Source organism: Aestuariibacter sp. A3R04 (genome assembly GCF_018860805.1).
In the GTDB taxonomy this organism is placed as follows: Bacteria; Pseudomonadota; Gammaproteobacteria; order Enterobacterales; family Alteromonadaceae; genus Alteromonas.
The window spans coordinates 1,518,037-1,543,486 of sequence record NZ_JAHKQR010000011.1 but is presented as its reverse complement, the minus strand read 5'-3'; the positions used below and the strand labels follow the sequence as shown (position 1 = coordinate 1,543,486).

The 25,450-nt window shown below is 47.8% G+C and carries 25 protein-coding genes and 1 other annotated feature; of the genes, 6 read left to right on the top strand and 19 right to left on the bottom strand.

The window, feature by feature from the left end:
- Nucleotides 1-87 precede the first annotated feature (87 nt).
- Nucleotides 88-549, bottom strand: coding sequence for an Hsp20 family protein (locus tag KO518_RS16295; protein ID WP_216026839.1), 462 nt, complete (start codon nt 547-549; stop codon nt 88-90).
- 142 nt (nt 550-691) lie between these two features.
- Nucleotides 692-1,327: a signal peptidase I gene (gene lepB / locus KO518_RS16290; RefSeq protein ID WP_371742349.1), complete on the bottom strand. Its 636-nt coding sequence runs from the start codon at nt 1,325-1,327 to the stop codon at nt 692-694.
- Nucleotides 1,328-1,520: 193 nt separating this feature from the next.
- Here lepB and KO518_RS16285 point away from each other — a divergent pair, with 193 nt between their 5' ends.
- On the top strand, nt 1,521-2,267 hold the full coding sequence (locus KO518_RS16285) for an ABC transporter substrate-binding protein (protein ID WP_216026837.1): 747 nt from the start codon (nt 1,521-1,523) through the stop codon (nt 2,265-2,267).
- On the opposite strand, the gene hisIE is transcribed toward KO518_RS16285, so the two are convergent.
- The 8 genes from hisIE to hisG are packed head-to-tail and all read right to left on the bottom strand — an operon-like array spanning nt 2,233 to nt 9,326.
- Nucleotides 2,233-2,853, bottom strand: a complete 621-nt coding sequence (gene hisIE, locus KO518_RS16280) for a bifunctional phosphoribosyl-AMP cyclohydrolase/phosphoribosyl-ATP diphosphatase HisIE (protein ID WP_216026836.1) — start codon at nt 2,851-2,853, stop codon at nt 2,233-2,235. The two genes, KO518_RS16285 and hisIE, sit on opposite strands and share 35 nt — an antisense overlap.
- Before the next feature lie 8 nt (nt 2,854-2,861).
- Nucleotides 2,862-3,647 carry an imidazole glycerol phosphate synthase subunit HisF gene (gene hisF / locus KO518_RS16275; RefSeq protein WP_216026835.1) on the bottom strand — a complete coding sequence of 262 codons (786 nt, stop codon included), beginning with the start codon at nt 3,645-3,647 and terminating at the stop codon, nt 2,862-2,864.
- Complete coding sequence (hisA, locus tag KO518_RS16270; RefSeq protein ID WP_216026834.1) at nt 3,629-4,366, bottom strand: 1-(5-phosphoribosyl)-5-[(5-phosphoribosylamino)methylideneamino]imidazole-4-carboxamide isomerase; 738 nt, start codon at nt 4,364-4,366, stop codon at nt 3,629-3,631. The genes hisF and hisA overlap by 19 nt, the downstream gene beginning before the upstream one ends.
- Nucleotides 4,366-4,968, bottom strand: a complete 603-nt coding sequence (gene hisH / locus KO518_RS16265) for an imidazole glycerol phosphate synthase subunit HisH (protein ID WP_216026833.1) — start codon at nt 4,966-4,968, stop codon at nt 4,366-4,368. Before hisH ends, hisA begins: the two co-directional genes overlap by 1 nt.
- A complete protein-coding gene (hisB, locus tag KO518_RS16260; protein WP_216026832.1) occupies nt 4,968-6,038 on the bottom strand; it encodes a bifunctional histidinol-phosphatase/imidazoleglycerol-phosphate dehydratase HisB in 1,071 nt (356 codons plus the stop codon). The genes hisH and hisB overlap by 1 nt, the downstream gene beginning before the upstream one ends.
- The gene (hisC, locus tag KO518_RS16255; protein WP_216026831.1) at nt 6,035-7,117 is read right to left on the bottom strand and encodes a histidinol-phosphate transaminase; all 1,083 of its coding nucleotides are present in this window, start codon (nt 7,115-7,117) and stop codon (nt 6,035-6,037) included. The genes hisB and hisC overlap by 4 nt, the downstream gene beginning before the upstream one ends.
- A complete protein-coding gene (hisD, locus tag KO518_RS16250) occupies nt 7,114-8,418 on the bottom strand; it encodes a histidinol dehydrogenase (RefSeq protein ID WP_216026830.1) in 1,305 nt (434 codons plus the stop codon). The genes hisC and hisD overlap by 4 nt, the downstream gene beginning before the upstream one ends.
- Nucleotides 8,419-8,423: 5 nt before the next feature.
- Nucleotides 8,424-9,326: an ATP phosphoribosyltransferase gene (gene hisG / locus KO518_RS16245; RefSeq protein WP_216026829.1), complete on the bottom strand. Its 903-nt coding sequence runs from the start codon at nt 9,324-9,326 to the stop codon at nt 8,424-8,426.
- A gap of 43 nt (nt 9,327-9,369) precedes the next feature.
- Nucleotides 9,370-9,487, bottom strand: a sequence feature (His leader region).
- Between the two features lie 211 nt (nt 9,488-9,698).
- On the opposite strand from hisG, the gene KO518_RS16240 reads away from it, so the two are divergent.
- Entirely contained in the window at nt 9,699-10,010 is a 312-nt protein-coding gene (locus KO518_RS16240) for a hypothetical protein (protein WP_216026828.1), read from the top strand.
- A gap of 2 nt (nt 10,011-10,012) precedes the next feature.
- Here KO518_RS16240 and KO518_RS16235 read toward each other — a convergent pair whose 3' ends face one another.
- Genes KO518_RS16235 through KO518_RS16225 form a run of 3 tightly spaced genes read right to left on the bottom strand, consistent with a single transcriptional unit; the run spans nt 10,013 to nt 14,925 of the window.
- A complete protein-coding gene (locus tag KO518_RS16235; protein ID WP_216026827.1) occupies nt 10,013-11,149 on the bottom strand; it encodes an ankyrin repeat domain-containing protein in 1,137 nt (378 codons plus the stop codon).
- Between the two features lie 10 nt (nt 11,150-11,159).
- On the bottom strand, nt 11,160-12,515 hold the full coding sequence (locus tag KO518_RS16230) for a DUF1552 domain-containing protein (protein WP_216026826.1): 1,356 nt from the start codon (nt 12,513-12,515) through the stop codon (nt 11,160-11,162).
- A complete protein-coding gene (locus KO518_RS16225; RefSeq protein WP_216026825.1) occupies nt 12,484-14,925 on the bottom strand; it encodes a DUF1592 domain-containing protein in 2,442 nt (813 codons plus the stop codon). Before KO518_RS16225 ends, KO518_RS16230 begins: the two co-directional genes overlap by 32 nt.
- 234 nt (nt 14,926-15,159) lie before the next feature.
- Here KO518_RS16225 and KO518_RS16220 point away from each other — a divergent pair, with 234 nt between their 5' ends.
- Nucleotides 15,160-16,155 (top strand): alpha/beta fold hydrolase, encoded by a 996-nt coding sequence (locus tag KO518_RS16220; protein WP_216026824.1) that lies wholly within the window; start codon nt 15,160-15,162, stop codon nt 16,153-16,155.
- Between the two features lie 304 nt (nt 16,156-16,459).
- Here the strand turns inward: KO518_RS16220 and arsB are convergent, their stop codons facing one another.
- The 6 genes from arsB to KO518_RS16190 all read right to left on the bottom strand — a co-directional run bounded on the left by arsB (nt 16,460) and on the right by KO518_RS16190 (nt 20,962).
- Entirely contained in the window at nt 16,460-17,476 is a 1,017-nt protein-coding gene (gene arsB, locus KO518_RS16215; protein WP_216026823.1) for an ACR3 family arsenite efflux transporter, read from the bottom strand.
- 10 nt (nt 17,477-17,486) lie between these two features.
- A complete protein-coding gene (arsH, locus tag KO518_RS16210; protein ID WP_216026822.1) occupies nt 17,487-18,206 on the bottom strand; it encodes an arsenical resistance protein ArsH in 720 nt (239 codons plus the stop codon).
- Nucleotides 18,206-18,676 (bottom strand): arsenate reductase ArsC, encoded by a 471-nt coding sequence (locus KO518_RS16205; protein ID WP_216026821.1) that lies wholly within the window; start codon nt 18,674-18,676, stop codon nt 18,206-18,208. Before KO518_RS16205 ends, arsH begins: the two co-directional genes overlap by 1 nt.
- A 17-nt stretch (nt 18,677-18,693) precedes the next feature.
- Entirely contained in the window at nt 18,694-19,029 is a 336-nt protein-coding gene (locus KO518_RS16200) for a metalloregulator ArsR/SmtB family transcription factor (RefSeq protein ID WP_216026820.1), read from the bottom strand.
- A gap of 229 nt (nt 19,030-19,258) precedes the next feature.
- Nucleotides 19,259-19,834, bottom strand: coding sequence for a YSC84-related protein (locus tag KO518_RS16195; protein WP_252736153.1), 576 nt, complete (start codon nt 19,832-19,834; stop codon nt 19,259-19,261).
- Nucleotides 19,835-20,074: 240 nt separating this feature from the next.
- Nucleotides 20,075-20,962: a TraB/GumN family protein gene (locus tag KO518_RS16190; RefSeq protein ID WP_216026819.1), complete on the bottom strand. Its 888-nt coding sequence runs from the start codon at nt 20,960-20,962 to the stop codon at nt 20,075-20,077.
- A 201-nt stretch (nt 20,963-21,163) separates the two neighbouring features.
- Here KO518_RS16190 and KO518_RS16185 point away from each other — a divergent pair, with 201 nt between their 5' ends.
- The 3 genes from KO518_RS16185 to KO518_RS16175 all read left to right on the top strand — a co-directional run bounded on the left by KO518_RS16185 (nt 21,164) and on the right by KO518_RS16175 (nt 25,450).
- The gene (locus KO518_RS16185; protein ID WP_371742341.1) at nt 21,164-22,060 is read left to right on the top strand and encodes a sulfite exporter TauE/SafE family protein; all 897 of its coding nucleotides are present in this window, start codon (nt 21,164-21,166) and stop codon (nt 22,058-22,060) included.
- A gap of 75 nt (nt 22,061-22,135) precedes the next feature.
- Nucleotides 22,136-23,452: an alpha-amylase family glycosyl hydrolase gene (locus tag KO518_RS16180; protein ID WP_216026818.1), complete on the top strand. Its 1,317-nt coding sequence runs from the start codon at nt 22,136-22,138 to the stop codon at nt 23,450-23,452.
- Nucleotides 23,453-23,536: 84 nt separating this feature from the next.
- Entirely contained in the window at nt 23,537-25,450 is a 1,914-nt protein-coding gene (locus tag KO518_RS16175; protein WP_216026817.1) for an ATP-dependent DNA helicase, read from the top strand.

Below are 25,450 nucleotides of genomic sequence, written 5' to 3'. Positions count from 1 at the left end.
TCAATTAAGCAATATGGTTAAAAGTTGCCCCGTGTTACGGCGGCGATACACACGAGTTTGTGAGGTGCACAAACCCGCGAAAAATAGTTATTCGTTGCCAGAAACGTCGTTGTTGTTTACAGCCTTGTTACCGATGGCAATTCTGCGCGGTTTTTTCGCTTCGGGAACCACACGGGCAAGATCAATGTGAAGCAGGCCATTTTCTACGTCGGCACCGGTTACCTTCACGTGGTCTCCTAACTGAAACTTGCGCTCGAAGTTGCGCTCAGAAATGCCTCTATGTAGGAATTTCTTTTCATTTGTTTCATCGGAGCCAGGCTTTTTCCCACTTACTGTCAGTGCATTTTCCTGCGCGACAATTTCAATGTCGTCGGCTGTGAAACCAGCTATGGCCATGGTGACGCGATAATTATCATCGCCCAACAATTCGATGTTGTAAGGGGGATACGAAGTTTGAGTTTCAGGTCTGGAAGCCGCATCAATTAATGAAGCAAGGCGATCTGAGCCAATAAATGAACGGTAAAGTGGAGATAGATCAATAGTACGCATAGTCATATCCTTTCTATAAAGCAATATGGTTTTAAAATGTGCCCCGACAATTCGGCGGCGGTGTTGTCGGCCTTGCTATCAAGCGCCGACAATACAAATATAAGTTCGCTCAAAGTGTTTTCAAGTAAAAAAATAAAAAAAATTAAATTAATGTGTGGAATGTGCGCTGTAGTTTCGGCAAATAGTAATTTTGGTTGTCCAGGGAATACAGAACAGACGTAGCTTTGCCGATGATTTCTTCCTTTGGTACAAAGCCATACACACGTGAATCAGCACTGTTATTGCGGTTGTCCCCCATTACCAGTAAATGGCCTGTAGGGACGGTAATCTCTCTAAAAGAAGACAGAGGCGTTGGGTTGCCTGCAAGTTTTATTTCATGCAAATAGGCTGGAAGTTCTTCGAGCAGTTTGTCATTTTCACGTCGATAAGATAGGGATGCTCCGTTAATTATCAACCTGTTATTTATCAATGCTACGCGGTCGCCGGCCACGCCAATCACCCGTTTTATCAAGCGCTCTTGTGCAGCTTCACTATTAAATACGACTATATCACCCCGTTCAACCGCTGAGTGGGAGGTTAGGGTAATATTGCTAAAGGGAACCTTAATATCGTAAGCAATTTTATTTACCAGGATGCGGTCACCTACTTCGATGCTTGGCTCCATTGAACCGGTCGGCACATAGTACCAGTCTGCGACGCCAGCCCGAACAAATAACATCAATCCTACAAAGAGTAAAAAACCTTTATTCTCCTTCCACCAGGACTGTTTCGACTTAATGGGTGTCATTGTGTATTGCTCCTTGTTTGAGATAAACGGTGAGGGTCTATTAGCGTTTTAGATTGTGTCTTAATCTTTTGAGCCACGCTTGGCGAACAAATTCCCAGGTAAATGTAACAAATTACAACGATATAGGTTTAGCTAGGTAACAAAGGATGATAGTGTATGAAAAATAATCTTTTTGCGTGTTTGTATGCGTGTAGTTATCAGCACATTTTTCTTTTTTCTATTGTTTCCGTTTGCCGCAGTGAGTGATATAAGGCTCACAGTTGTTACTGAATCGTCTCCTCCTTATCACTTCCTAGACAGTACAGGGAACGTTACGGGCTCGGTTACCAAGAAAGTAAAAACACTGTTGGATTTAGCAGGTGTAAAAGCTGACATACAAATTTATCCTTGGGCCCGTGCCTATAAAATGGTGCTAGATAGTAGTCATACCCTGATTTTTTCTATGGCCGTTACGCCTGAGCGAAAAAACAACTTCCACTGGATTGCAGAGGTAGCGGAGTTTGAGCTTGCCGTGGTGGGGAAAAAAGATCAAAATGTGGAGAATTTACCTACTATTGAGTCTGTATTTCAGGGAAAAACTTTCGCTGTACAACGAGATGACATTGCTTATCATTGGTTGATAAACAAGGGCTTACGAGAAGGAAAAGAGCTACTTGTGTGTGCCGATATTCAGTGTTCGTGGAATTACTTGCTACGGGATGTGGTGGATTATATCATTGAAGATCCCGCACTTATTTCTCATACAGCAAAAATTATGAATGCTGACCCGGATTTAATTGAAGTAGTGGCACCTATACCGGAGTTATCAGTAACGGGGTATTTGGCTGGAAATGAAGCGCTGGACAGTGCTGTTGTGACGCGCTTAAAAAGCGCCGCACAACAGCTGGGTATGGCCGTTACTTTTGATGACGGCCTTGCAGTACAGCGATAACATCTTTCAGCGACATATCGCTGGCTTGTAGCAGCACGGTAAGGTGATAAAGTAAGTCTGCCGCTTCGTTTTTAAGCTCTTCTTTATCCTGAACTGTGGCAGCAAGCGCGGTTTCAACACCTTCCTCACCCACTTTTTGCGCAATGCGCTTAATGCCCTTGCTGTAGAGCGAAGCTGTATAACTGGAGTCTGGATCGGCAAACTTGCGATCAGCCAACACCCGTTCCAAATCGGCTAAAAAGGTGTAAGCGGGTACGCCGTTATCAAACCAGCAACTCTCAGCACCTGTATGACAGGTTGGGCCTTTGGGGCGTGCAAGCACTAGCAGTGAGTCATGGTCACAGTCACTGCTTACTTCCACTAGGTTGAGGGTGTTGCCAGATTCTTCCCCCTTTTGCCACAAACGTTGTTTTGAACGACTAAAAAACGTCACTCTTTTATCTGTAAGTGTGGTAGAGAGCGCGTCCTGGTTCATGTAGCCCTGCATGAGTACCTTTCCTGAAACAGCATCCTGTACAATGGCTGGCAGCAGGTTATCCATTTTTTCCCAGCTAAGCTGACTCATGTTTTTTTGAGTAATAATCATAATTTACTTTATCCCTTGTGACGTGTACGCATAGGAATACCTTGCCCGCGCAGCGTATCTTTAAGTTCTTGCATATTAATAATGCCTTTGTGGAATACCGATGCTGCCAGTGCCCCATCAACATCAGCCTGTTTAAAGACTGACGTAAAATGCTCGATGGCACCAGCGCCTCCAGACGCGATTAGCGGAACTTCACACACATCGCGCACCGTCTTTAACTGCTCGATATCATACCCTTTACGCACGCCATCCTGATTCATACAATTAAGTACAATTTCCCCAGCGCCACGCTGCTGCACTTCTTTTATCCAGTCAACCGTGTGCCACTGAGTCTGCTGGGTGCGGGTTTCATCGCCGGTAAATTTGTACACATCGTATCGACCGTTTGCTTCGTTGTAGAAGCTGTCGATGCCGATCACTACGCATTGTTGACCGTAAATGTCGTGAAGTTGGTTAATCAAATCCGGGTTGGTCAGAGCAGGGGAGTTAATGGATATTTTATCCGCGCCCATTTCCAGGATTCGGCCGGCATCTTCTACTGATTTAATGCCACCGGCAACACAAAACGGAATATCAATAACTTGTGCAATGCGGCTTACCCAGCTTTTGTCCACAACTCGTTGGTCGGAACTTGCCGTAATGTCATAGAACACCAGTTCGTCTGCCCCGGCTTTGGCATATTGCTCTGCCAACGGCACAATATCGCCAATGATCTCGTGGTTTCTGAATTGTACGCCTTTTACTACCTTTCCATCGCGAACATCCAGACAGGGTATTATCCGTTTTGCCAGCATGCGATTGCCTCCTCGACGGTGAATTTGCCTTCCAGTAACGCGCGTCCAAGAATAACGCCGCCTACGCCTGTAGGGCGCAAGGCACGAATGTCATCAAGACCACCAATGCCACCGGATGCCTGCCAGCTCACCTCGGGAAAAACGCCGCTGACATTGCTGTAAAGGGCTACGTTACTACCTTGAAGCGTGCCGTCACGACTAATATCGGTGCAAAGCACGTGCTTCACGCCAACTTCCTTAAATTCCGTAAGTAACGCTTCCAACGATATGCCGGAGTTTTCCTGCCAGCCATGGGTGGCAATCATTCGCTGGCCCTGATCATCGATGTTAACGTCCAAAGCAAGTACAATGCTTTCCGGGCCGTACTTGTTCATCCAGCCTTTTACCAATTCAGGTTCCTTCACTGCCAGTGAACCAATTACTACACGGCTTACACCGGCATCGAGCAGTTGTGCAACATCTGCTTCCGTGCGAATACCACCGCCAGCCTGAAACTTCATGCGCTGGGTATCTACCATTTGTTTGATCAGCGTTAGTTGACGTTTACTGGTATCTTTAGCACCGGTTAAATCGACAATATGCAGCCACTTTGCCCCCTGATCGGCATAGTCGTGTACCACGTCAACAGGTTTCTTTTCATATTGTGTTTTCTGATTGTAGTCGCCCTGATAAAGGCGAACTACGGCACCATCTATTAAATCTATGGCAGGAATAATCATTACATGTCTACAAAGTTGGTTAACAACTGCGCTCCGGCCTCACCGGAACGCTCGGGATGAAACTGCACACCAAAAAAATTATTCGAATGAAGGGCTGCAGAAAAGGGTTGTCCATAGGTACAGGATGCCAGCGTTTTTTCATAAACCGGTACTGCAAAGCTATGTACAAAATAGAAATACGTGCCTGCGGGGATCCCTTTAAACAGCGTGCTGTCACTCACGGGGGTGATGGTGTTCCACCCCATATGGGGAAGGCGTAATTCACCTGCTTGCATTCTGGCAACATGACCTGGCAAGAGCCCGAGACAGTTGATAACACCGGAGCGGGTTTCATCTGAGGTTTCTACCATGAGTTGCATCCCCAGGCATACACCCAGTACCGGCTGTGTTAAGCCTCGAAGTGTGTCAGATAACTGTTTAGCTTCAATACTTCGCATGGCAGCGAACGCACTGCCAACGCCGGGAAGAAAGACTTTGTCAGCGGCTTTTATGACATCCAGTTTGTCTGATACTTCTACCGACACACCCAGTCGCTCAAGTGCAAACCGAACGGATGAAATATTGGCACAACCGGTGTTAACAATAACAATTTTTTGTGCCATTACAGCGCCCCTTTACTACTTGGTAGAGCATCGCCTTGTCGTGTGATGGCTTGTCGCAACGCACGCCCGAATACTTTAAATAAACTTTCTACCTGATGGTGGGCGTTGCCCTCTGTGGTAGATAAATGCAGAGAGAGCCCCATACTTTGTGCCAAAGAGTAGAAAAAGTGAGGCACCATTTCTGTGGCCATTTCACCCACCTGGTCGCGGCTGAATACCGCATCCATTTTCAGGTAAGGGCGGTTAGAGATGTCCATGATACATTCTGCACGACATTCATCCATGGGCAAGGCAAAGCCAAAGCGACCAATTCCACGTTTATTCCCCAAGGCTTTTTTAAGCGCATCACCTAGTGCTAACGCGGTGTCCTCAACACTGTGGTGATCGTCGATGTGCAAATCGCCATCTACCGATACCTGCATTTCAAACCCACCATGGGTAGCGATTTGGTCCAGCATGTGGTCGAAAAAGCCCATGCCAGTGTGGATACTGGATTTCGCCGAGGAATCTAAATCCACTTTGACGCGGATATCCGTTTCAGAGGTTTTACGCACGATTTCCGCAATGCGGGACGACGCCAATAACAATTTTTCAATGGCGTCCCAGTTAGTTCCTGTTCGACTGTATTGAATGCCTTTAATGCCCATGTTCTCCGCTAACTGCATGTCTGTCATGCGATCGCCGATAACATAAGAGCGGGTGAAATCCACTCGACCTTGCTGCAGATATTCCTGCACTAAGCCAAGTTTCGGTTTGCGACAGGTACAGTTGTCTTCGTCGAAGTGAGGGCAAATCAGTACATCATCAAAGGTTACCCCTTGGCTTTCAAACACTGACATCATGGCGTTATGGGGTTTATCAAAGTCGTCCTGAGGAAAACTGTCAGTTCCCAAACCATCCTGATTGGACACCATCACCAGAGAAAAGCCCGCTGCCTTGAGTTTGAGAAGTACCGGAATTACGTTGGGTTCGAAAACCAGTTTTTCCAGGCTATCGAGTTGTTTATCAATGGCGGGTTCTTCTACCAGGGTGCCGTCCCGGTCAATAAATAATATCGCTTGTTGACTCACATTGAGGCTCCTGTTTCAGACATAAAAGTGTTTATTAGTGCCATGAGGCGGTCATTTTGCTCCGGGCTTCCTACTGTCGCGCGCAAACAGTGATTGAGGTTCATTTGCTTGGACTGATCGCGAATTAACATGCCCTGACTAACCAGATATGCCATTAATGCCGAACTTGCTTCATAGTGAAACAGTACGAAGTTGGCTTTTGTATCGCCAACCAGTGTGAACCCCTCTATAGCAGCTAAGGCGTCACGCAAGCGCTGTTTCTCAGTATTGAGGATATCAACTTGCGCGTGTAGACGGACAATATTTTCTTTGCTCAGGGCATTAGCGGCAATTTGCGCCACTGGTTCGGGAATGGGGTAGGGCGCAATAACTTTCATCATCGCACCAATGACATCTTCATTGGCCAGAGCAAAGCCACAGCGTAACCCCGCCAGGGCAAAGGCTTTTGACAAAGTACGCAGTATCACCAAATTGGAAAATTCATCAAGTTTACCTGCCCAGGTGCTACTGGCATCAAACTCGATGTAAGCTTCATCTACCACTACCAACGCTGAGTTGGTAAAGTGATTTAGCACACGAGTCAAATCTGCTTCATTAACGGATGTACCAGTGGGGTTGTTGGGGGCACAGATGAACACCAGGTTGACATCATCCGTGCTGCATATTGCATCCACATCCAGGCTGAAGTCAGCGTTTAAAGGCACCTTCTTAATGCCAATATCACAGGTTTCCGCACTGATGGCATACATGCCGTAGGTTGGCGGACATATCAGAATGTTGTCTTTCCCCGGTGTGCAAAATGTGCGGATCAGTAATTCAATGCCTTCATCTGCGCCACGGGTAACGATTAATTGCTTGTCTGCTACGCCGGCGTATTTCGCATAGTTACTGACTACAGCTTCAGGCTGACATGAGGGGTAGCGATTAAAATTACTGGCGTCTACATCATATGGGTTGGCAAAAGGCGATTCATTAGCATTTAACCAATCCTGGCCGCCAGCATATAAACGTCTGGCAGACTCGTAAGGCTTTAAGGGAATGAGATTGTCATTGATCAAACCATCAACTAAAGCACTCATGATGCATCTCCTGATAGTGCTGCCATTCTGAGTGCCACGGCTTGTTCGTGGGCGTCAAGGCCTTCGGCCGCTGCCAGTGTCATAATCGCAGGACCTAAATTTCGCATACCATCTTTGCTGAGTTCTTGCACAGTATAGCGACGCATAAAATCTAACAATCCAAGGCTTGAGTAATTTCGCGCGTAGCCATACGTAGGCAATACGTGATTGGTACCAGAAGCATAGTCGCCAGCAGATTCCGGTGACCATTGACCCACAAATATTGAACCGGCGTACTTTATCAGCGGTAAGAGGTCCCGAGGGGTATCTGTCTGTACAATCAGGTGTTCTGGTGCATAAAGGTTACTTACGCCAACGGCTTCATTCATGTTGCTGGTGATAATGTAGCGTGCGTTTTCCATCGCTTTTCCGGCAATGGAGTTTCGTGACAATCCTGCCAGTTGGGTTTCAACAGCCTGCATGGTTTCCACAACAAGTTGTTCGCTGTCGGTTACTAAGATAGCTTGTGAATCTGGGCCATGCTCAGCCTGAGATAACAAATCAGAAGCGACAAATGCCGCATTGGCGTTGCCATCAGCTAGTACCAGTACCTCAGAGGGGCCTGCAGGCATATCAATGGCAGCGCCATCGGCTCGTTGACTTACTTGTTGTTTGGCTTCGGTGACAAAGCTGTTCCCAGGACCAAAAATCTTATCTACCTTGGCAATGGTTTCCGTACCAAATGCCATGGCCGCGATGGCCTGGGCACCACCGCAGAGGTAAATCTCTTCAATACCGCAACAGGCGGCAGCAAAAGCAATTTCCGGTGCAATTTCGCCTGCTTGGTTGGGGGGCGTACAGAGCACTTTGCGTTCGCAACCGGCTACAAGGGCCGGCACACCGAGCATTAAAACGGTAGACGGCAGTGGAGCACTGCCTCCAGGTATGTATAGTCCCACGGCATCAAGGGCTGTAAAGCGTTGTTCACATACCACGCCCGGGGTTGTGGTAAGGCGAATATCTTGCGGTTTCTGCGCTTCGTGAAATTGCTTTACGTTTTGGAAGGCAACTGTAATCGCATTTTTCACTTTGTCGGTGACCTGCTCGGCAAGTGCGTTTCGTTTCTCAACTGGCAGGGGAAGTTGTTGCAGCGAAGTACAATCGAACTGACGAGTGTACGATAGCACGGCTTCATCGCCGCGATCGCGAATGGCACTCAGTATCTTTGCCACAGTGGTGCGAAGAGAATCTGAGTTTTTCATCACCGGCCGGGCGAGCGCTGCCTTTTTTTCGGATTCAGAAAGTGAAGACCAGGTAATCATGTTTATTAGCCCATCATTTTTTCAATTGGCATGACAAGAATAGAGCGGCAGCCCAGTGCCTTGAGTTTTTCCATGGTTTCCCAGAACAGATCTTCCGGGCTAACAACGTGAACGGCTACAGCATCATCGGTGCCGGCTAAGGGCAGGACAGTCGGATTTTCGGCACCAGGGAGCAGGCTTTTTACTTGCTCTAAATAAGCTTTGGGTGCATGCAACATAATGTACTTGCTTTCTTTAGCCTGAATGACGCCATCAATACGTGGAACTAAACGGCTAACCAAGGCCTGTTTCTCATCAGACAGCGCGTCGTCTGCACGTTGGATTAGTACGGCTTTTGAACGGAAAATGACTTCTTCTTCAACCAGGCCATTTGCTTCTAACGTGGCTCCGGTAGATACCAGGTCACAAATTGCGTCGGCAACGCCAGCGCGAGGGGCGACTTCGACAGAACCGGTTAGCATGACCGCTCTGGCGTTAACATTATTTTCTTTAAAGTAGCGCTCTAGCAGGTAAGGATAGGTGGTGGCAACTTTTTTACCCTCTAAAGAAGCAATTCCCTGATAATCTATTTCCTGTGGTACGGCTATCGACAATCGGCAACCGCCGTAATCTAATCGACGCAGCACTTCAAAATCAGACGCTTTATTGGCAGCCTGACGTTCGAGCATTTTCTCTTCCAACTCGTTTTCACCGATAAAACCTAAATCGACAATGCCATCCATCACTAATCCCGGAATGTCGTCATCTCGCACACGCAGTAAATCAATGGGTTCATTGGTTGAATGGGCGATAAGCAGTCGATCCCGAATGTATAGCTTGATACCAATAGCCTTCAATAGTGCAATGCTATCGTCGCTGAGTCGGCCTGACTTCTGAACTGCTATTCTCAGACGTTTAGTGTCACCCATGTGAAATTTCCTCTTTGTGAACCTGATTTAAGCTGCTAAAACGAAAAACCCCCGGAAGTGTCCTTCCGGGGGTCGAGAATTGTCTTATCTGCGCCACTGGAAGGAAACAATACCCTTCCAGCACGAACCTGAAAGGTTATGCTATATGATGGTGGTGATGGTTAGCAGCGCTAGAATACATGTAATACAATTTCCAAACTTTTTGACGCCGCAAACAGTAGCTAATTGAGTGACCTAAATCAACCCTCAAAACGCATTTTTAGGGAATTATTGTATCGATCCTTTGGTCATAAGTAATAATTTTGTGTTTTTAGCCGATAAAAAGGGCTAATGTGAAACTTTTGTAACATTAATTGCCCGTGGAGTTGTGCCATGACTAATGATTTACTTTTTCCCATATTGCCCCGCGACGGCAAGGTACCGGTGAATGCGGACGAACGGGTAAAGAAAGTAAGCAAAGGCACAAATACGAAGGGCCTGGGCGAAGAAGAGCGCTTTGAGCACGACGACGAACGGCGTGTTGCACGACAGCAAGAGCGCGAAGCCCACGAACAGCACGCAGGCGAAAAGCAGGATAAGCAAGAGAAAGGCAATCCGGCCGAGCCCGGGTCCGAAAAAACAGCGGACAAAAGCGGCTTAGAACCCAAAGGCAAAGGAGGCAAACACCTGGATATCTATATCTAAATTCAACTGTGGGGTCGCGATTCCAATGCTTCGGTTAACAGCGTGGAAATAACGTCTAGCTTCCGTTCTACCGCAATGTCTATAGGGGTTAGCTGTGGCGGTATATAATCTTCAGTTTTGAAGTTAGGCTCGTACCGCCACTTTAGGCGCGACGGCGCGCTCGTTGCCGCTGGGTTTGCCCCTCGTGCCAGCAAAGCGGCAACTAACTCAGTGCGATTGGCTATTACCGCAGCGTGCAATAGCTGATGCCCGTTCCGATCATAGGCATTGAGCGTCGCGGTTATAAATGCTGGTGACATCAGTACGTCCATTTGCGACGTCAACCACGTTAAAAACAGATAGTTTTTGCTGTATACCGCAAGTTGGGCCACTGTGGTGCCGTCTTTTGTCTGCGTATGAAGATTGGCGCCGCGGGAGATAAGCGTGCGGATAGCGTTTAAATTGTGACTCTTCACTGCAAAAAAGAGTGCACTAAAACCTTCCTCTGTTTGTTGGTTGATATCAGCGCCATGGTCGATAAGATAAGACATTACATCTGTCTTTCCAGCATTTGCCGCAAACATAAGTGGCGTTTGCCCGCGATTGTTTCCAATATGTACATTTGCCCCCCGACTGATCATGTCAGACAAAATGTCGGCCGTCGCTGTGCTTGCGCAGAGGTGAAACGCACTGGTGCCGTCCTCAATGGCGTTTAACGGTTTAGCACCGCTGTTGAGCAGCGCTGAAATAATGGAAGCGTTGCCATAACGACAGGCCAGGATAATCGGAGAGAAGCGATTTCCCTCTACGCCATTTGCATTTGCCCCTTCGTTGAGCAAGTCATTAACCATCCTTTCATTTTGCGTTTCAACGGCCCATGCCAAAAGACTGGAGTGATCCGCAAGGGGAGCATTGACATCGATTTGAGGGAGCAATATTTCAAGTCTTGCCTCGTCCAGAGCAAGGATCGCACTTTTGGCTTCGAGCATGCGTTTCTGTTGTGCTGCACTGCTTGATTTATGGGTCGTTACCGGTTCACTTTGACAAGCAATTAAGATAAATAGGGATAAACCCAACAGCAGCTTTTGGGTTACTTGTGATGGCGGCCGTGTTGACGGCTTACAGAGAGCACACAAGGGTGTAGAGAATCGTTTTGTCATTGGGGTTTCTTCAGGTAAAGAGCTCAGTCAAAGGGCCTGTACTGTCGCCAAAATGCTCGGCAGGGACGCCCATCTGTTGCATGACTGACAGCAGTAAATTACACATCGGTGTGTGTTTCTTGGCGGCGATATGGCGGTTTCCCTTTACGCCTCCGCCCGCCAGCATAACCGGTAGGTTCATATGATCGTGATCATTCGACTCACCAATACATGCGCCGCGCACAACAAAGGTGTTATCAAGCAAATGAGCCTCACCGTCGGGAATGGCGGCCATTTTCTGTAAATAGTCGGCAAATAACCCCATATGGTAGGCGTTAATTTGGACAAGTTTGTCTATTTTTACCGGGTCGTTGGCGTGATGGCTAAGCGCATGATGACCATCAGGGATCCCTAAGTTCGTATAAGCATGATTACTGAGCTCCCGCCCTAGCATGAAAGTGCTTACTCGGGTCATATCTGTTTGTAGTGCAAGCATCTGTAAATCGAGCATAATTTTAACGTGCTCTTCATACTCCAAAGGCATATTCGCCGGAACCGTAAAGCCTTCGAGATTCATTTGTATGCTAGCCTCTCTGGCCTTTGCAATCCGACGTTCTACATCGCGCACAGATTCGAGGTATTGGGCCATCTTATGGCGGTCGGTGACACCTAGCGTCTTGTTCAAGCGTTTGGCTTCGTCATTGATGAAATCGAGAATACTGCTCTTTTGTGCCAGCCTTTTCTGTCTGGTAGCCTCGTCAATTTTATCGCCTTCTCCAAAAAGATGCTCGAACACATCGCGGGGCGATACCATCGCCGGGAGCGCTTGAGTAGGGCTTTTCCACGAAATCGTGTTGGTGTAGGTACAACTGTAGTTAATGTCACAGCTTCCCAACAAGCTGGGAGGTTCGATGCCGAGTTCCAGTGAGCTCAACTGTGTGTCTTTGGCAAAATAATTAGCCACTACCTGGTCAGCTGAAATGCCACATCGAATGTCTGCGCCTTCGGTGGCCTTTACATGAACGCCGGTTAGAAAAGCGGGGCAACTTCTGCCATGTCCAGCAGGCGGAGCGCCAAAAGCGCTGGCCTGGTAGTGTGCTAACCCGGAAATGACGGAAAATTTGTCTTTCACTTTTTCTAACGGTTTCAACACGGGGGTTAGGGCATAGTTGCTTCCGTGGGTGGCTGGCGTGTAACTTTGCATTCTGACGCCGTTTGGCGAATAGAAAACCACCATGCGCTTAGGTCGCTTTTCCAGCGTATGCGCCATCGCTCTGGGGAGTAGCGATTCCATGGCGGGGAGGGCAACCAGTGTGCCTAGCCCCCGCAGAAAAGTGCGACGGGGCAATCCAGCGTTAGTGCGCGTGAGCGATGTGTGTTTTTTCATCTTTTGCCTCGTGAGCTTTTTTATAGTTAAACGTGGTGCTGTTGACGATGGCCTCAATGATACTGTGCATACGGTATGCATCTTCGCTAGCTTTACCGGTAATTGCTCTGACAACGGGTTGGTCATACGCTTCCAGACCCCTGCCAATCGCGTAGGTGAGCATACGTTCTACAAACGCATGGACAAAACGCTCTCGCCGGTCCCACAATACGGAATGTAGCCCTCGCAGCCCCACGAATTCTGTGCCGTCAGGCATTTTTGCGGTAACGTCGATGGGGTGGTCGGCATATTGGGTTCTAAATGCTCCCACAGCATCGTATTGTTCTAGCGCTAATCCCAGTGGATCCATGCGCACATGACACGCAGCGCAAACGGGATCTGCCCGGTGCCTTGCCAGTTGTTCTCTTGCCGTTAGAGCAACACCGTCGTGTTCTGCGACCAACGCAGGAACATCGGGAGGCGGGGGCGGCGGGCTCGCAGCCAGCAGATTATCGAGGATCCACTTCCCCCTTTTCACCGGCGACGTATGGTTTGGATTTGACGTTAGCGTAAGAATACTCGCCTGACCAAGCAAGCCTCCGCGAGGCACGGCACTATCGAGTGTGACTTTGCGAAACGCATAGCCTTTTACCCCGTCGATGCCGTAGTGCTCGGCCAATGGCTCATTCAAATAGGTATAGTTGGCGTTGAGAAAGTCAAAGATGGGTCGGTTGTCTTTTAAAATACGGGTAAAGAATAGCTCGGTTTCTTTTTTAATCGAATGTTTGAGAGGGACGTTAAAGTTTGGAAAAGCAAATACGTCAGGAAAATGATAGGGCAGGTTGCGCAAAAACAGCCATTGGCCGGCAAAATTGTTCGTGAGAGCCAGGGCTTTATCAGATTTCAGCATTCGCTGAATTTGTTGGTGAAGCACTTCAGGCTGCCTGAGTTGACCTGTCTCAGCAAGTTCCTTAAGTTCTTTGTCTGGCAGGCTGCTCCACAGAAAAAGTGCTAGGCGAGCAGCAAATTCCGAATCAGTAATCTTGTAAATATCACCTGCAGAAACCGCTTTAGGAGTAGGTTCCTGGAGATATAGAAAACCAGGAGAAACCAACAGTGCCTGAATGGACTGTGCTATTGCGCCACGAAAAGCTGTGGTCGTCCTTGCACGTCGGAAAACTTTGAGCAGCGGCGTTATGTCTTGTTCATTTAACGGCCGTCGATAAGCCTCTGTAGCGAGAGCCGATACAATCTTTCTGGCACAGGTTTGTTCAGATGCGGTTTGGTGTTCGTCGAGGTCTATTATCGCCGCTGTGTCAGGTATACAAGTAAATATTTTCCGTGTACTCGGGGTCTCTGAGTCTGTGAAAAAAACAACGGTATCCTGATTTTTCTCCTGGTTTAGTGGCCCGACAACCTCAATTTCCAGTACATCTCGTAAAAAAGCTGCTTGAGAAAAGCGGGCTGACATGTGATATGAGGGTACCTGAACTGAATGGACCCGAGCGCTATCAATCACAAAATCAAGATCCAGTTTAGTGGGGGGACGTTCGGGTAGCACAACGAAGTCGGTACCTTCCCGTACTGCAGGTACATGTTCCGTTAGAGCAAGCTGTTTTCGAAAAGCCAGACCCACGGTGTGTTTACCTGCGGGTAATGTAACGATATGGTGATACCGGTGAGTGTCTAACCGGTCTACTTCATTATTGGTGTTGGCATTGATAAACCCTGCGATTTCATACTGCCCCGTAACCGGAGCGTAAAACTGGAAGCTACCACCGCCCCGGGAGTCGATGGGCAGATCGTCATGCATGCGCAAATCAAAAGCGGGAATACCGCTGTTTTTAACCGAACCGTCTTTAGGTATAACAAAACGCGCTTTTGCAACCGAATCACCTGCTACGCCGGTGGCTAGCCGACTGACTTTACCTGCGACAGACAGGTAGCGTTCCAGCAGGGTAGTGGACATGCTGAGTACATCGGCATTGTTGTCAAAACCGTAGCCCGAATCATCGCCGGGGAGAGCGCGGGAAATGTCGACATCAAGGGCAAGTAAATCGCGCACAGAGCTAGCGTACTCATGGCGATTGAGCCTTCGAAGCGTAGCCCGCCCCGGATTAGGATGGTGTTCGCTGTAATTGTCTAGCCCTTGACGCAGCCATGATAATAAGCCGACTTTTTGCTCCTGAGTCAGAGGCTTTTTTTTCGCCGGTGGCATGTCGCCCATCGCAACTGATTTTAAGATCGATTCCCAACGGGCTTGATTTTTGCCCTGTTCAACATCACTGACGTGGATATCTTCAACAGACCAGTTACCATCGAAAATGAAGTCATTGTGGCAACCCTCACACCTGTCATATAACAAGGTTTCTGCCTGATTCGAAGTAAAACCCATGGAGTTGCTATGTGCATGGCCGCTGAGTGCAAGCACACATAAAGCCAGCCATGGTATACAACCAATATGTTTGAAGGAGCAGATCAATTTTGGTGAGCAGAAATGAAACATTTGCACTCTCTTTGCGCAACTGCGAGGAAAACAGCGCATATTTCGAGTAATGAGAGCGATAAAGCAGGGAATATGCCAAAGCGGTTCTTTTGCTGTGGTTGAGCAACGTATTTACCAACGTGATAACCTTTTGACTCAACAACATCTTATGGAGCATCTATGCAACGTTTATTGCTGTTAATCCTTCTTCTTTGCACTCATGCATTTGCCGTTGCAAGTGACGTCCCTGCCTACGACAAACGCCTTTCAAGGTTCACTTATCCATTCCCGGTGAAGACCTTCACAGTTAGTTCTCAGGGGATGAATCTGGCTATGACTTACATGTACTTGCAACCTAAGGACGATAAACCCGTGGTAACTCTGTTACACGGTAAGAATTTTAATGGGGCGTACTGGCACCAAACGGCGACTTTTTTACAGCAACAGGGGTTTGGGGTACTCATCCCGGACCAAATTGGTTTTGGCAAGTCTGCTAAGCCTGTCAGTTATCAATACAGTTTTGCAGCGCTGGCATCGAATACACGCACGCTATTGCAGGCATTAAACATTGACAACACGATTGTGGTTGGCCACTCCATGGGGGGGATGTTAGCGTCCCGTTTTGCATTGTTGTATCCGGAATTAACTCGTCGACTGGTACTGGTTAATCCCATTGGGTTAGAAAATTATCTGTTGTATGAACGTTATGTGGACGTAGAAAAGCGCTATCAAAACGAACTTAAAAAAACGCCGGATATGATTGTCAGTTATCAGAGAAAGAATTACTACGACGGGCATTGGAATAGTAATTTTTCCCAGCACGCCAGGTTCCTGCAAGGCTGGATAGCGGGGAAAGACTGGCCTCAACTGGCCCGAGTGAGTGCGCTAACCTACGACATGATTTTCACCCAGCCAGTTATTGACGACTTTCGCTACTTTGAGATGCCTGTCACCATATTGTTGGGCACCCGGGATCGCACGGCGCCAGGAAAAGCAAATCTGCGAGATGGTGTTGACAGAGAATTGGGCCGATATGACAGACTGGGAGCTGAAATAAAGCAGCACAATGCTGCCATTGACGTAATTGAACTATCGGGGCTGGGTCACTTACCGCACATCGAGGATTTTTCGCGGTTTGCTCCGGCTTTCCTCAGGGCACTGAGCAAGGACAAGTAATCATACCACCTAAGGGACGCAAGACGGTAACCCGAGTCAATGACCACCGTTTTGCGCCGAATTAGCACATTTTTCCCGCATTCTTGCAACTTGCCTTGGCATTAAAGTGTTGGGGTGAACCTCCATTTAATCCGCGCGTGCTCGTTACCGTCAATCAGCAAGGTCTGCAAGTTCGTGAAGGGAAATTGTTAAACGTTGAGATGCCTGCCATTCCCAGGATTAAAGCCTTACAGTTTTATATAAGGCTCAGTGTGATAACTCACTGAGCCTCAGTCACCGGGTAATTAACCAATGTGGGGTAGGGTTAGTTAAACCAATGTCGTGTACGGTTAGCAAACCATACCAGCGATAGCATAACCGGCACTTCTACCAGTACGCCTACCACAGTGGCCAATGCGGCACCTGAATGCAGTCCGAATAGTGAAATTGCTACAGCGACGGCTAACTCGAAGAAGTTAGACGTACCAATCATACAGGCTGGTGCTGCTACGTTGTGCTTTAGGCGCATTTTCTTTGCAATCCAGTAAGCTAGGAAAAAGATCCCGTAGGTTTGTATTAGCAAAGGAATGGCTATGAGCACAATGGCCTGAGGGTCGTCAATAATGGTTTGCGATTGAAAGCCAAACAGTAAGGTGACGGTCGCCAGCAAGCCCACAACAGACCAAGGCTTCATGCGGGCAAGAAACTGGTTCAGCCTAGAGTGATCGTCAGCCTTGTCGAGTTTACTGCGTGTAAATGCCCCAGCCACTAGGGGGATCACTACGTAAAGAACGACGGACAACAGCAATGTATCCCAAGGCACTGTGATGTCAGTTACGCCCAACAGCAATGCAGCCAGTGGAGCGAATGCAAATATCATGATGATGTCGTTGATAGATACTTGCACCAAGGTGTAGTTGGCGTCCCCTTTGGTGAGTTGACTCCATACAAATACCATTGCTGTGCAGGGGGCGACACCTAGTAAAATCATGCCGGCGATATACTCGGAAGCAGTCTGTGGATCTACCCAGTCAGCAAAAATCCCTTTGAAAAACAGCCAGCCGAGAAACGCCATGGAGAATGGCTTGAGAAGCCAGTTGATAACCAGAGTTAATACAAGACCTTTGGGTTTTTTACCCACGTCTTTGATAGAAGAAAAATCAACCTGCACCATCATTGGGTAAATCATTAGCCAAATAAGTACGGCAATGACTAAATTTACATGGGCGAATTCCAGGGCAGCAACCGCCTTAAATACGTCGGGAAATAGGTTACCGGTAATTAACCCTACAACGATTGCCAAACCAACCCATACTGATAAATAGCGCTCAAATAATCCCATTCCAAGGCTCCTAGATTGACTTTTGATTGACGCGTTTGCTAAGTGCTTCAGCACTTTCCACACGTTCTGAATAACGATCGACAAAGTAGTCTTTGTTGTCTCGCAATAACAGGGTGAATTTCATCAACTCTTCTACAACATCCACAATGCGATTGTAGAAAGGCGATGGTTTCATCCGGCCGTCTTCATCAAATTCCAAAAAGGCTTTCGGCACGGAAGATTGGTTTGGAATGGTGACCATACGCATCCAGCGGCCCAGAATTCGCATTTGATTTACGGTGTTGAATGACTGTGAACCACCACAGACTTGCATTAGGGCAAGGGTTTTCCCTTGAGTTGGTCTTACCCCCCCTAAACTCAAAGGCACCCAGTCAATCTGGCTCTTAAAAATACTGGTCATGGCACCGTGACGTTCGGGTGAACACCATACCTGGCCTTCTGACCAGATCACCAAATCACGCAATTCCTGTACCTTGGGATGACTGTCGTCTTCTGTATCTGTTTGGGGGAGTCCGCGAGGATCAAAAATACGCGTTTCGGCACCTAGCTTCTCAAGCAGTCTTGCCGCTTCTTCGACAACCAGACGGCTAAAGGAGCGTTCGCGTAAGGAGCCATACAGCAATAAAATGCGAGGCTTGTGCGGGGAAAGAGTCGGTATGAGTTTCTCCAGTTCAGGACGGCGGAACTGACTGTCATCAATATTAGGAGTAGTGGAGGTTGGTGCCGACATTATTGCGCCCCCAGTGCATTCAGCGCTTTTTTCAACGCGTCTGCATCAGGCGATTGCTGCGCGATTTCAACCATTTTAACGGCGCGGGAGCGAATGATGTCGATGGTGTTTAGAAAGGCTTTTTTAATTTCAGATTCTGTACCTTCTACCTTTGACGGGTCTTCCAGACCCCAGTGAACTTTGATGCTTTTGCCAAACCAAACTGGGCAGGCTTCACCAGCAGCTGAATCACAAACGGTAATGACGACGTCAGCATCGAAGTCTTCAAACTCGTCCCACGACTGGCTTTTAAGACCGTCAGTGTTGTATCCCTGTTCTCGCAGGTATTTTACAGACAGCGGATGAACTTGACCACTTGGCTGGCTGCCCGCACTTCTTGCTTCAATAATACCATCTGCAACACTGTTGGTAATGGCTTCGCTTAATATACTTCTACAACGGTTATGAGTACAAATAAAGAGTATTTTCATGAGTTTTCCTGTATTAACTAGCAGCAACGGCTGTTTTGAATCTGACAAGCCTGAAATCGTTTGGTAACGTCTGACAGTTCATCGCAATTGCCCACAGCAGTTTGTTCAATCACGTTTTTTGCCCATGCAGGAAGCTGAGGGTGCATTTTGTAGTACACCCACTTGCCTCGCCGCTCATCAAGCAGAATATTGCACTTTCTCAACGCAGCCAGATTGCGGGACACTTTGGGTTGGTCCATAAGTAGGGCCTCCATGAGTTCGCACACGCAGGCTTCCTGAAACTGATGAATTAACAGCACTGATTTCAAGCGCGTGTCGTCTGATAAGCATTTAAAAAGCTGTAACGCATTCATAAAGTCACATATGTTCAATTTGATATATGTGAATATTTGCATGTGTTTTGGGAGATGTCAAATACGGATTTTTGACATTGAAAGTGTTGACGGGAAAACAGTGCCGCCGGCAAGTGAATTGTCGGTTGTGGCGGTGGTGCCGGTTATGGCTGCCAAAGAATCCTTTTATTTATATTGCTCGCCTACAAATGGCAGGTTGCGGACCACCGCGAAGTAGTAATTTGACTGCTTAGTTGAGTTGAGGATCAATCCAAAACCGGGTTCCTTTTACCGTTGCCTGTAGAGCGAGTCCGCTTTCAGTCATGGTGTAGACAGTAACGTCGCCAAAGTAGCCTTCCCCAGTGTAGGTTACACCTTTTTGTCCGGCTTTTGCTGTTGCGTCTGCATTGCCACCGGCAGTCCATCCGTGGCTTACAAAGTAATCCATGGCTTCCAGGGTGTGAAACACCATTACAATGCGATAATCTTTGGCTCCAATGCCCAAGCCTACGCCGCCTTCAGCCATGTTCATATAAGTCTTACTCCCGGTTATCTGATTGTTTAGCACACCGTATCCGGTTCCGGCAGAAATAAAGATGACATTTACGTTGGCGTTACTAAAAACAGCGTAACCAGGGGCATTCTCCAGTTGTGCTTTGGTATCCGGTTTTTCGCGATACAATTGCGCGAGGGCAGTATCCTGCATGGTGAGAATGGCTTCCCGTTTCTCAGCTATGGTACCGGTTCCCATGGACGCACAACCAGAAAGTGCGATCAAAAGTAGTAAGGCGATAGTGGGACATGATCGGCGTAAATAATTTCGCATAGTGTACTCCATTAGCTGGATTCAATTAACTGCACGGCTCCTGTTGAATTACGGTTATGTGTAATAGAGGAAAACCGCAATGGGCGACGTTATCAGGGAGTGCAATAACCGTGCGCAAGCTGACTATTTTTTTTAAAACAAATGCTTACGATAGTTTTGTGACAGTGATGACATCGAAGAGAGAAGCGAGGTGTCGCAAATCGTGGACACCTCGCTAAGCGGTTGGTTCGCAAAAAAAAGCTAGTGAAACACTGAAACGCTGTAACCTTTTGCTTTTAGCATGGCCAGCACACCTTCTTCCCCGGCCATATGCATGGTACCAACCAGTACAAATTCAGTTTCAGGTGTCGCCAGGAAAGCTTCAATTTTCGGTAACCATGCCTTATTTCTATTCGTCAGCACGTCGTTATATACATCCGGATAGTCAGCTTTAAATTCAGCCATTGAAAAGTCGTATAGGCCAGTCATATCACCTGTGCGCCAGTATTTTTTCAGCGGACTGAGCAAATCAGGCATGGTCTTGAGTTCATCCAGCGTGTAGCGAATATACGCGTCCTCTTCACCACTACCGAGGTTAGCGAGAATAGTCAGTTGTTGTTCAGGGGTTTCGAACCAGTCAATACCCTTACCATCATTCCCAGCCTGTGTGAAAAAAAAGTTATCAACCCCCTGACTGGTAAGGCCTTGGCGCTGCATTTCCAACATCGATAGAGTAATGCCCAACATCGAAGGTTTCATGGCGCTGACCTGCTGAATGCTCAAGCCTCGGGATGCTAAAAATTCGCTGAGCTGTTTGTAGGTTTCTGCTGACAAATCGTCCTTAATTGTTCTGCCGTCCGAGTACATCATAAGTGCCATCATGCGCCGTGTGAATTCGGGAGAGTTCAATGCACCGAGGTCGGTTTCAAATACGATAGTATCGGCGTTTTCGTAAGCTTTGTTGTAGGGAGAGGGCAAGGGATAATCACTGGGGCTCAGAATGTGAAGGGTACCCCCTAAAAATACTGTATTTCCATTTTTTGATACTTCCCAAACAGAGGCGGCAAAGCCGTTGAACGAGATTAAACAAAACAGCATACCCGCAGCGGGTACCCTAGAGGTGAAAATGCGTAAAAGTTGTGTAAGCATGGTGGATCTCCGTAGCACCGAATCCTTGTTATAGTGATGTGCAATGTACTGAGATCTTTGTCAAATCACAATCGCCTTATGCATCGCAATAAGGTCAGTTGGGAAAATTTATCACACTCGTTGCACACAAGAGTGTTGTAAAATCTATTGTGTTTCTGGCAGAGTGCTGAGCACTATGTCCTTACGTGTGAAAGTCAGGTTGTGTTAAAGAAGTTTTCATTGTCCGCGCTACCTTTGGGTTTGGTTTTTCTATGGATGGCTGGTTTTATTAGCCTGGGAGCGTCAGTGTCACTGGTAGCAGAGTACAGTGTATTTAGTTTACTAGGTGTGGTGGGAGCAATTTTTGCCAATGCCACGGGAGCTGGTGGAGGTGTAGTCTTCGTACCTGTTTTTCAGCAAATTGGTTTCTCTCCGATAAATATTGTTGCTACGAGCTTTGCAATTCAGTGCTGCGGCATGACCGCAGGGGCGTGTAGTTGGTGGCAATTCTATCGCGCTGGTGGGAAATCTTCCGCCCAATGGCAGGCACTGCCATCTTCATTGGTTTTGTCGATACCGGCAGCGTGGTGTGGCCTTGTTATGGTGCAATTCGCCGGTGACGATATTCCGCTGCTAAACACCATTAGTGCGAGCCCGGATCAACTGCACGTAACGTTCGGTGTATTCTCAATCATACTGGGCGCCATGATTTTTGCCACAGTGCCGCTGATGAAACGGGTACCATCCTCGGGTACGCTTACCACGATAGATTTACTGGCCCTGCCTGTAGTGAGCTTTATCGGAGGAGCAATCACAGCCTGGTTGTCTGTCGGCGTGGGCGAACTTGTTGCAGTTTACCTCATCATGCGGGGGTTTAGTGTGACCATGTCAATTGCTTCCGCGGTCATCCTCAGTGCGTTTAGCGTATGGGCTGGGGTGATCTATCACGCATTTATTGCCTACTCTGTAGTATGGGAAGTGGTGTTATTTGCGGGTGCTGGTGCCATTGTCGGGGGGCGGTTAGCGCGCTATGTTGTGCTGGCTTTTTCCCCCGCTACGGTCAAAGTGTTCTTTGCGCTTTGGGTATTGGTATTGGGCGTTATTAGTCTGTTGTTTTAGATCAACAAACTATTTCTTTCGCTTCTTAGTATCTATAGACAATGCCCAGAGTTAACATAAGCTGAGGAAAGCGTTATGCCATCTGTAAACAGCGCCACTTCTAAATATCGGGTCGAGCAGCCGGAATGGTCAAAACACGCGGTGATATATCAGGTTAACACCCGGCAATTCAGCGAAGCTGGCGATTTTCGCAGCGTGCAAGAGCGGCTTCCAGAAATTCGCAATCTCGGGGTCGATATTTTGTGGTTAATGCCCATTCATCCAATTGGGGAGAAAAACCGCAAAGGCGAGTTAGGCAGCCCCTATGCGGTAAAAGATTATTTTGCGGTTAATCCAGAGTTTGGCACAAAGGACGACCTCGATGCCCTTGTAGACGCGGCACATTCTCAAAATATGAAGGTGCTCCTGGATTGGGTTCCCAACCACAGCGCTTGGGATAACCCTTTGGTTGCATCGCATCCAGAGTGGTACGCCCGTGACCACGAAGAGCAGTTTCGTCCGTCTCCCTGGTGGGATTGGGATGATATTATCGAATTTGACTACGATAACAAGGCACTGCGAAACTACATGATAACTGCAATGAAGTACTGGGTTGAGCAGCATGACATTGATGGTTATCGTTGCGACGTTGCCGGCTATGTGCCCATTGATTTTTGGGAGCAGGTACGCAGTGAACTCGATAGTATAAAGCCGGTATTCATGCTCGCCGAGTGGGAGAGCCGCGATTTACACGAATACGCATTTAATATGACCTATGCCTGGTCGTGGAATGAAGTGATGCACGATATCGCGCACCAGCGATGCGGATTGGACAAGTTGCGAAAATACTATTCGTGGAATGAGCGAAGCTGGCCGTCGTCTGCGTACAGGATGACCTTTGTGAGCAATCACGATAAAAATGCCTGGGACGGTACTCAATATGAGCAATTTGGCGAGGCACTTGAAGCGGCAATTGTGCTGTCTGTGATTGGCGAAGGCATGCCTCTCATTTACAACGGTCAGGAAGCGGGTGAGAGCAAGCGATTGGCTTTTTTTGAAAGGGATCCTATTGTGTGGCAGGCACACAGCATTGGGAATTTATATAAAGCGCTGATTAAATTTAAAAAGATCATTCCCGCACTGGGGAACGGCCCTTTCGGTGCGACCATGATTCAAGTGCCCAGTAACGACCTCAAAAGAGTATTTAGCTTTGTTAGAATGAAGGACAATCATAAAGTACTGGTTGTACTAAATTTGTCACCTGACACCGTAGCACCGACTTTTATGTCGTCGCTGTACGATGGGGTGTACCGGGAAGTGTTAAGTGGCATTGATGAAGTACTGCAATCGGAACAACCATTGATCCTGTCACCGTGGGCGTACCGTGTATTCTACGCGCTAACAGGCAAGTAAACAGGTCTTGGGTGCAGTGAAATCACCCTCCTTTTCGCGTAAGAATCTGGCATAATAACGCCTTTCGATTTGTAGTGGTTTTTTATGCCATCAGTTTCTGATCTTTTTACATCTGACGGGTTGCTCGCTAAGGCCATTCTAGGGTTTATGCCCCGTGATGCACAAACCAATATGGCGAAAGCGGTTAAATCAGCGTTGGATGACCAGCACAGTCTCATTGTGGAAGCCGGCACGGGCACGGGGAAAACATTTGCGTACTTGGGCCCGGCGCTTTTAGCCGAAGGCAAAGCTATTATCTCCACCGGAACGAAAAATCTGCAGGAGCAACTGTATCACCGTGATTTACCGGTAGTGAAAAAAGCCCTGGGGAGCCGGCGAAAAACAGCGCTGTTAAAAGGGCGGGCCAATTATCTGTGTTTGCATCGAATGGGGCAGCACGGAGGTAACTCAGTACTCGTAGAAAAAGAGGTTCTGGGCCAACTGACAACTGTTAGAAGTTGGGCCGAGACTACAAGAACCGGTGATATAGGCGAACTGAAAACCTTGCCGGAAGATGCCAAAGTACTGCCATTAGTAACCTCAACGGTAGACAATTGTCTGGGGCGGGATTGCCCCCAATACGAAGACTGCTACCTGGTTAAGGCGCGGCGAAAAGCTTTGGAGGCCGATATCATCGTGGTCAATCACCATCTTTTTTTCGCTGATATGGCGCTAAAAGATACTGGTTTTGGAGAGCTCATTCCGGAGGCGGACGCCATTATTTTCGACGAGGCACACCAAATTCCGGACATTGCCAGCGATTATTTCGGCGAGGCGGTGTCTACCCGTCAGATACAGGAGTTGGCGAAAGATATTAATGTGTTGTATCGCACGGTTTTAAAAGATGCAGAGCAACTGGATAAAACTGCAGAAAAGTGCAGAATAGCGGCTGCTGATCTGCGTTTATTGTTTCCCGACAACCCTGAACGAGGTAACTGGGCTGAAGCTTTGCAGCGAGACGATGTAAAAATCCAGATAGCACGGTTAACTGATGGCATCGGCGTGCTACACGAGGTCATAAAACTCCATATTGGCCGCGATAAAGATCTCGACAATATTTACGAAAGGGTGGTGCAGACGCGAGAGCAACTCGCAGCGTTGTGCGATGCGGAGCAACAAGGCGTAAGTCTGTGGTATGAAACCACACACAGGCACATGATTCTTCATCTTACACCTCTTTCCATTGCCGCAAAGTTCCGTCGTTTCATCAATGCGGTTTCCCGGGGGTGGGTATTTACTTCCGCAACGCTAACAGTAGATGGTGGTTTTACTCATTTCCAAAAACGTATGGGACTCGAAGATGCCCGTACATTAGAATTAGAAAGCCCTTTTGACTATCAGCAACAAGCCATGCTCTGCGTGCCCCGATACTTGCCTGAACCAAACAGTTATGCAATGAGAGAAACGCTGTTTGAGACCGCCAAGCGCTTGATCGTGGCTAGTCGAGGGCGCTGTTTTTTGCTCTTTACGAGTCACGCTATGTTAAGAGAGATTGCAAAGCGTTTAGAGGACGCAGTAGATAATACGCTACTGGTACAGGGAACCACGACCAAACAAGCTTTGCTTGACGCGTATTTAGCTGATGAGCGGGCGGTGTTACTGGGCACCGGTGCATTTTGGGAAGGGGTTGATGTGCGAGGCAGTGATCTCATATGCGTAATGATTGATAAACTACCTTTTGCTTCGCCGGACGATCCTCTGTTGCAAGCACGCATAGAAGATGTGAGAAAACGCGGGGCAAACCCCTTTGCAGCAATCCAAATACCGCAGGCAGTCATCACTTTGAAACAAGGCGCAGGGCGGCTCATCCGCGATCCGTCAGACAAAGGCGTACTTGTAATATGTGACAACCGGCTAGTGACGAAAAATTACGCTCAGACGTTTGTCTCCAGCCTGCCGAATATGAAACGAACCCGTTCTCTGGACGTGGTTGATGCTTTTTTAAAAGCTATTGAATAG